General features: G+C 68.5%; 7 protein-coding genes. 6 read left to right on the top strand and 1 reads right to left on the bottom strand.

Going from position 1 to position 6,790, the window contains the following annotated elements:
- Nucleotides 1–202 (top strand): hypothetical protein (locus ACFVHY_RS11610; protein ID WP_390271873.1); only part of this gene is annotated, 202 nt, incomplete at its 5' end.
- Complete coding sequence (locus ACFVHY_RS11605; RefSeq protein WP_390271871.1) at nucleotides 132–962, top strand: DUF559 domain-containing protein; 831 nt, start codon at nucleotides 132–134, stop codon at nucleotides 960–962. The genes ACFVHY_RS11610 and ACFVHY_RS11605, both read left to right, overlap by 71 nt.
- Nucleotides 963–1,035: 73 nt before the next feature.
- Here the strand turns inward: ACFVHY_RS11605 and ACFVHY_RS11600 are convergent, their stop codons facing one another.
- Complete coding sequence (locus ACFVHY_RS11600) at nucleotides 1,036–1,860, bottom strand: maleylpyruvate isomerase family mycothiol-dependent enzyme (RefSeq protein ID WP_390271848.1); 825 nt, start codon at nucleotides 1,858–1,860, stop codon at nucleotides 1,036–1,038.
- Between the two features lie 157 nt (nucleotides 1,861–2,017).
- Between ACFVHY_RS11600 and ACFVHY_RS11595 the strand changes: the two genes are divergently transcribed.
- The 4 genes from ACFVHY_RS11595 to ACFVHY_RS11580 all read left to right on the top strand — a co-directional run bounded on the left by ACFVHY_RS11595 (nucleotide 2,018) and on the right by ACFVHY_RS11580 (nucleotide 6,590).
- Entirely contained in the window at nucleotides 2,018–3,583 is a 1,566-nt protein-coding gene (locus tag ACFVHY_RS11595) for a protein kinase (protein ID WP_390271846.1), read from the top strand.
- A gap of 70 nt (nucleotides 3,584–3,653) precedes the next feature.
- The gene (locus ACFVHY_RS11590; protein WP_390271844.1) at nucleotides 3,654–4,637 is read left to right on the top strand and encodes a helix-turn-helix transcriptional regulator; all 984 of its coding nucleotides are present in this window, start codon (nucleotides 3,654–3,656) and stop codon (nucleotides 4,635–4,637) included.
- A gap of 102 nt (nucleotides 4,638–4,739) precedes the next feature.
- Nucleotides 4,740–5,831, top strand: a complete 1,092-nt coding sequence (locus tag ACFVHY_RS11585) for an NAD(P)H-binding protein (RefSeq protein WP_390271842.1) — start codon at nucleotides 4,740–4,742, stop codon at nucleotides 5,829–5,831.
- 51 nt (nucleotides 5,832–5,882) lie between these two features.
- Complete coding sequence (locus ACFVHY_RS11580) at nucleotides 5,883–6,590, top strand: type II CAAX prenyl endopeptidase Rce1 family protein (protein ID WP_390271840.1); 708 nt, start codon at nucleotides 5,883–5,885, stop codon at nucleotides 6,588–6,590.
- The last annotated feature ends 200 nt before the right edge of the window (nucleotides 6,591–6,790 follow it).

The following is a 6,790-nucleotide window of genomic DNA, read 5'->3' as shown; positions in this document are numbered from 1 at the left end:
CAACCGGGACAAACCGCAACCGGAATTCTGGGCTCACCGCAGTTGGTCGGGAGATGAAACCGGACCGGTCGCTGCTGCGTCCAAGAAGAATGGACGATCTTCATCAGTTGATCAGCAGGCAGGACGGCGTCGTGTCGGCATCGCAGGCGATCGCAGCCGGGTTGAGCCGATCAGCGATCAGCCGACGACGCGCCTCGGGTGAATGGGTGCCAGTCGCCCGAGCGGTCTACCTCGTGGCCGGTCATCACCGATCGGCGCGCGCACAGGCACGGATCGCGGTGCTCTCCGTGAGCTCGAACGCCGCGTTGGGTGGGGTTGCCGCCGCTTGGTGGCTGGGCCTCCACCCGAAAGAACCCCGAAAACACCTGGTGTTCACCGGTTCTCACGGAGCGCATACGCGCTCGTCGGCGACTGCGGTGGTCCGGCACCGCCGCTTGACCGACGCCGACGTCACCACGCACGCCGACCTCAGGGTCACCGCAGCGGCACTCACCGTCCTCGACGCCTCCGCCGAACTCGGAATCGCTGTCCTCGATTCGGCTCTTCTCTCCGGCACGGTGAATCTCGCCGACCTGCAGGCCGCACACTCGCGCCACCCCGGGCGGCATGGTTCTCCGGCCATCACTCAGCACTTGCGACTTCTCGGCGACGGCGCGCGATCGGAGGCGGAGCGAATCGTGGCCACGTTGTTTCGCGAGTCGGGCATAGTGAGCTGGACACCGAACGTGGGCGCCGAGGGATATGTCATCGACGTGGCCTTCACCCGGGAGAAGCTGGCTGTCGAAATCGACGGATTCGCCTACCACCGCGATGTCACGACGTTTCAGCGAGATCGGACAAAGCGCAATGCGCTCATCGCCGCGGGCTGGACCGTCCTGAACTTCACCTGGGCCGACATCGTCGAACGCAGTGATCAGGTGGTGACCACGGTGAAAAATGCGTTGAGCCGTTCGGCCGCCTGATCCGGTTGCGACTTGTCCCGCAAAGCGATACAAACCGCAACCGGATCAGCACGAGCCGCAAAGGGCCACCCGACTAGATCACGTAGTTCATCCGGCTCAGGATCGCTTGTCCGAGAGCCTGATCGCCATGCAAATCCACCGCAGACGGATCGGCATCCCGTCGGCCACCGGCGTACCGCGCGAGATTCGTCGCATCCAGCCGGATACGCACGTCGGCGGCGTCGTCGCCGCCGTCGAACTCGTCGACGACACCTGCCCGGTCCGCGACGGCGATTCGCACGGTTCGCGGAGACACCCCGGTGATGTCGAAGAGGACAATGCTGCCCTTCGGTGCATCGGCTCGCTTCCCGACGACGAAGGGCAACGACGCGCCGATCTCGTCGAGTGCGAACGACGCCGGGCCCGGCTCTGCCACGGCGGAACGATCGGTGCCGTCACGCAGGTCGATCTCGTGCACCCAACAGTCGAAGATCCGAATCCGCATGAATCGCCCGTACGTGTCCGGCCCGGCGGGCGTCATCGCCTCGGCATCGAAGTCGTTCTGCGACATGGATTTCAGCGCCTCGGTCCGGACGCCGATGATCTCGTCGAGGGCGGCGACCACCTCGGCACGCGGCTTCGGGCGGTAATGGTCGACCCACTTCTCGTTCAGTTCGCCGATCGGGTTACGAACGTGGTCGAGCGCGCTGACCGTTCGGGTGGCCTCGACGTCGCGGCCGTCGAGCATGCTCTCGGTCCCGACGATGTGGGCGACGATGTCGGCATTGGTCCAGCCGGGCAGAACCGACGGGGCCGACCACGCGTCGTCGTCGAGCGCGCGGGCCAGTTCGCCGATCACGCGCCACTGCGCGATCAGGGCCTCGGTCACCTCGTCGATCGGCAGGATCGTCGTCGCCATCGTTTCTCCTCGGGTCTGTGTCGGCGATCAGGTCGCCGGCGGGTCACTCGGTTCAACCGTATCGGGGACCGTTCGGCGGATCCCGGGACCCGCCGAACGGAGGACACTGCGCGGTGTCGGCCCCGGCGAACGACCCGGGCACCCTACGCTTGTCTGCGTGTCTGCATCCCTGCGCGCCGGCGACCGGCTCGGTCCGTACCTCATCGACGGGTTGATCGGCCGGGGCGGAATGGGCGAGGTGTACCGCGCGACCGACACCCGCAAGGACCGGGTCGTCGCCCTGAAACTGCTCAGCCCTCAGGTCGCCGACGACCCGGCCTTCCGTGACCGGTTCCACCGCGAGTCGCGCGTCGCCGCCCGCCTCAACGATCCACACGTCATCCCGATCCATGACTGGGGAGAGATCGACGGGCGCCTGTTCATCGACATGCGCCTGGTCGACGGCCGCGACCTCCGCACCCTGCTCCAGCAGGACGGACCCCTCCCGGCCGAACGCGCGCTGCGGATCGTCGGCCAGATCGGTGACGCCCTGGATGCTGCTCATCGATCCGGCCTGGTCCATCGGGACGTCAAACCCGACAACATCCTCGTCGACGATCGCGACTTCGCGTACCTCGTGGACTTCGGTCTCGCACAGGCGGACACCGACACACGGTTCACGAGCACCGGCACCGCGGTCGGTTCCTTCGGCTACATGGCGCCGGAGCGGTTCGGCGACGATGCCGTCGGGCCGCCCGCCGACATCTACGCGCTGGCGTGCGTGCTGTTCGAATGTCTGGCCGGAGTGCACCCGTTCGCGTCGGCGACCACCATCGAGCGGTTGATCGCCGCCCATCTCACCGCCCCGCCGCCGCGCCTCGGTGCCGCCGTCGACCACGTCATCGCCCGCGGGATGGCGAAAGATCCGTCGCAGCGCCAGCTCTCGGCGGCAGCGCTGGTCGCCGACGCCGGCGCCGCCTTGGAGTCAGAGCCTCTCGGTGGCGCGCCGACGATCGTCCCGGCCGGACCCCCCACCGTCGTGCCCGCCACCCCGTCGGCATCGACACCCGCCGCTCCAGCCGGGCCGTGGGACGCCACCCGGGCCGCGGTCTGGACCACACCGCCCCGCCGCCGGTCACCTCTGGTTCCCATCGTCGTCGCGACGTCGGTCGTGCTGCTGATCTGCGCCGGCGTCGTCGCCTGGGCGATTATCACGACCGAGCGGGACACCCCGGCGAACACAGCCGCCAACACATCCGCGCTGTCCACGACCACCGAGGCGGCGCCCCCGCCGACGACGCCGACGTCGGCCGAACCGACACCCCTTCCCGAACCGACTTCGCAACCGGGCCCCGCGTCGCAGCCGGGTCCGGCACCCCGGCCGTCGGCGAGTCCTCAACCCGCAATCGTCCCCGGCGATCTCGGTCTCACCGTGCCGATGACCCGGCCGGCGTGCGACGGCACGGGGATCGTCGTGGTCGCCAACGCGACCGCACCCGGGAACTACCCCGGCGAGGTGCAGTCCTATTTGAACCAGCACCCGGGTGCGAGCTACTTGCGCACCGATCAGTCGTGTCCGTCGCTGAAGCAGGTGAGCGATGACGGCACTCCGATCTATGCGGTCTACTACGTCGCGGGCCGCACTCTCGAGGACATCTGCACGATGCGCAACCAGATCGGCGGCCTTGCATACGGCCGCTGGCTCGACTACACCACCGACCCGGAATCGCAGATCACCTGCTGACCGCGCCCCTACAGGGACGACGCGACGAACAAGGACCGGACCTGTCCGCATCGTCGGGCAGGATGAGCACATGTTGGAAACCTCCGCGCGGTTACTGGCGCTGCTGTCGCTACTGCAGACGCGACGCGAGTGGTCGGGCCCCGAACTCGCCGAACGCCTCGACATCACCACCCGCACCGTGCGGCGCGACATCGACAAACTGCGCGAACTGGGCTATCCGGTGGACGCCAACGTCGGCTCGCGCGGTGGCTACCGACTGGGCGCCGGCGCGGAGATGCCGCCGCTGCTGCTCGACGACCAGGAAGTCCTCGCGGTCGCGCTGGGTCTCGACGCGGTGACGACCGGCGCCGTCGCCGACATGGCGGAGGCCTCGGCGGGCGCGCTCGCGAAGCTGAGGCAGGTCATGCCGTCGAGGCTGCGCCACCGACTCGACGCCCTGCGGATCGAGGCCGTGCCCCGTACCGCGCCGGCGAGCGCGGTGTCCGCCGACCGGCTCACCGAGATCGCGACCGCATGCCATCGGAACGAGCGGCTACGGTTCGACTATCGGCGCAACGACGGGGAGGAGAGCCGACGCGAGATCGAACCCTATCGACTCGTCCGCAACGGGAACCGTTGGTACCTGGTCGGTTTCGACATCCAACGCGGCGCCTGGCGGTCGTTCCGCGTCGACCGGATGGAACCGAAGGTGCCGACCGGACCGCGTTTCACCCCGCGCGAACCACCCGAGGGAGGGGCGGCGGCGTTCGTTCTGCGCGGTCTCGGGTCCGTCTACCGGCGGGCGACGGCGCGGGTGCGTATCCATGCCTCGCTCGACGAGGTGTCGGCGATGGTCCACGAGTCGTGGGGTGCACTCGAGTCCGGCGACGAGCACAGTTGCGAGATCACGCTGTACAGCACGTCGCTCGCCGAGATCGCTCGCTGGCTGTACGCCTTCGGCGCAGATTTCACCGTGATCGAACCGGTTGAACTCCGGGCCGAGTTGGCGGCCGCCGCGGAGTACCACCACCGGGTCGCCGAACGGTACCGACGGGCGGTCGTCGCGCAACCGTGACCGTCACCGGCGCCGTTACCCGACCGTGACATCGGCACCGCGTCTGTCACATGGGCGCTCCCGAGCCGACCGACTCCGCCGATTTTCTCTACCGTCGGTGTCATGCGACTTCTCATCACTGGCGCCACGGGGTACGTCGGTTCCCGATTGGTGTGCGCACTGCTCAAGCAGGGACACGACGTGGCCGTCACCTCGCGGGATACCCGGAAGCTGGCCAAGTTCGGCTGGTCGGACCAGGTGAGCATGGTGACCATGGACGCCGACGACCCGGCGTCGGTCCAGAAGGCGATGTCGGATGCCGGGCAGATCGACGCGATCTACTACCTCGTTCACGCCATCGGCCAGGCCGATTTCGCGAACGGCGACCGCGACGCCGCACGCAACGTCGCCGAAGCCGCGCGCGACGCCGGAGTGGGACGGATCATCTATCTCGGCGGTTTCGTGCCGTCGGACGACAAACTGTCCACCCACCTGCAGAGCCGCGCCGACGTCGCCGACGGACTGGTGGTCGACGGCGGACCCGAACTGGTGTGGCTGCGCGCCGCAGTGGTCATCGGCGCGGGTTCGACGTCGTTCGAGATCATTCGCTACATGGCCGACCGACTTCCGGTGATCCCCGAACCCGACTGGATCACCAACGAGATGGATCCCATCTCCATCCGCGACGCGGTCCACTACCTGGCCGCGGCGTGCGACTCGTCGGTCCTACCCGCCGGGAACTACGACATCTCCGGCCCCGACAGCGCGCGCTACATCTCGATCCTGCACGAGTACGTGTCGGCGATCCGGATGCCGAGGTTGCGGTTGCCGGTCTTCGGGATCTCGACCCGGCTGGCCGGGCGCGTCGGCGGCATGCTCGTGCCGGTACCGGCGTCGCTCACCGAGGAGCTCGTCACCTCCCTCGACCACCCGATGACGGCGTCCGAGCACCGCATCCGCGATCTCGTCCCGCCGCCGGCGGGCGGTCTGACACCGATGCGCGAGGCCGTTCACGCATCCGTGCGGTCGCCGTATCCCCGCTCGGTGTGCGACCTCGACGATCTCCACCACCTCGCCGACACCGACCCGGCATGGGCCGGCGGCGACTGGCTGCGGGTCAAGCGCAGCGTCGTCGAGACGATCGGTACGTCCCTCGGAGTGGCCACGAAGGTCGTCGGAGTCCTCCGACCGGGTCGCGCCGATGTAGCGTCGTGACCGGTGACCATTGATCGACCGATTTCCTGACCGATCGAACTAGGTGGTGATGTGCTGGTGACCTCACTGGCGCGCGACCTGTACGACTCCGTCGCCGCGGACCGCGACCCCGATCCCGGCGCCCACTACATTCGACGACGCTGGCTGGTCGGCGTCTTCCTCGTCATCGGTGCGGTGGTTCTCGGCATCTCCCTGCGCGTGGAGCCGGGTGACGCCGCGTTCTACCCGCTGACCATCGGTCTGGCGGCGGTGTGGATCGTCGGTGCGTTCGTCTCCGGACCGCTGCGCCTCGGCGCCTTCAGCCCCACCCCCTCGCGCCCGCCCGACCGGATCGGCGCGATCGGACTCGGCGTCGGCGTCGGCCTGGCCGTGGGCGGCGCGTTCGTGGTCGGCGGCCTGGTGGCACGGATGATCCCCGGCGTCAGCGACCTCGCGAACCAGGTGCTGGCATTCGCCGACTTCGGCAGCCTCGCCGTGGTCACCGCGATCACGATGCTCAACGGCCTCGCCGAAGAGTTGTTCTTCCGCGGCTCGGTCTATTCGGCGGCCCGCCCGCACAATCCGATCCTCGTGTCGACGGTGATCTACGTACTGGTCACCATGGCCAGCGGCAACGTGATGCTCGGCTTCGCCGGAGCGGTCCTCGGTACTGTCTGCGCCATCCTGCGGCGCAGTACCGCCGGCGTCCTCGCACCCGCGATCACCCACGTGATCTGGGGCGCGGTCATGGTCCTGGCCCTTCCACCCGTCTTCGCCTGACCGCCAGACCTCAACTCGCCTCCGGCGGCATCGACACCCCTCCGCTCCCTGACCCGGAAGAGCGATCTGCCCCTGCTCCCTGAGGAGCGCCCGGAGCTTGCGGAGGGCGCGTCACGAAGGGTCTTCGCAACCCGACTGACCAAGACCCTTCGTGACGCTCGCAAGCTCGCTCCTCAGGGAGCAGGGCGACGCTCGCAAGC

The sequence above is a fragment of the Gordonia sp. NPDC127522 genome, assembly GCF_042672305.1.
Classification (GTDB): domain Bacteria; phylum Actinomycetota; class Actinomycetes; order Mycobacteriales; family Mycobacteriaceae; genus Gordonia; species Gordonia hongkongensis.
Note: the sequence above shows the minus strand (reverse complement) of the source record. Positions and strands in the feature narration are given on the sequence as shown.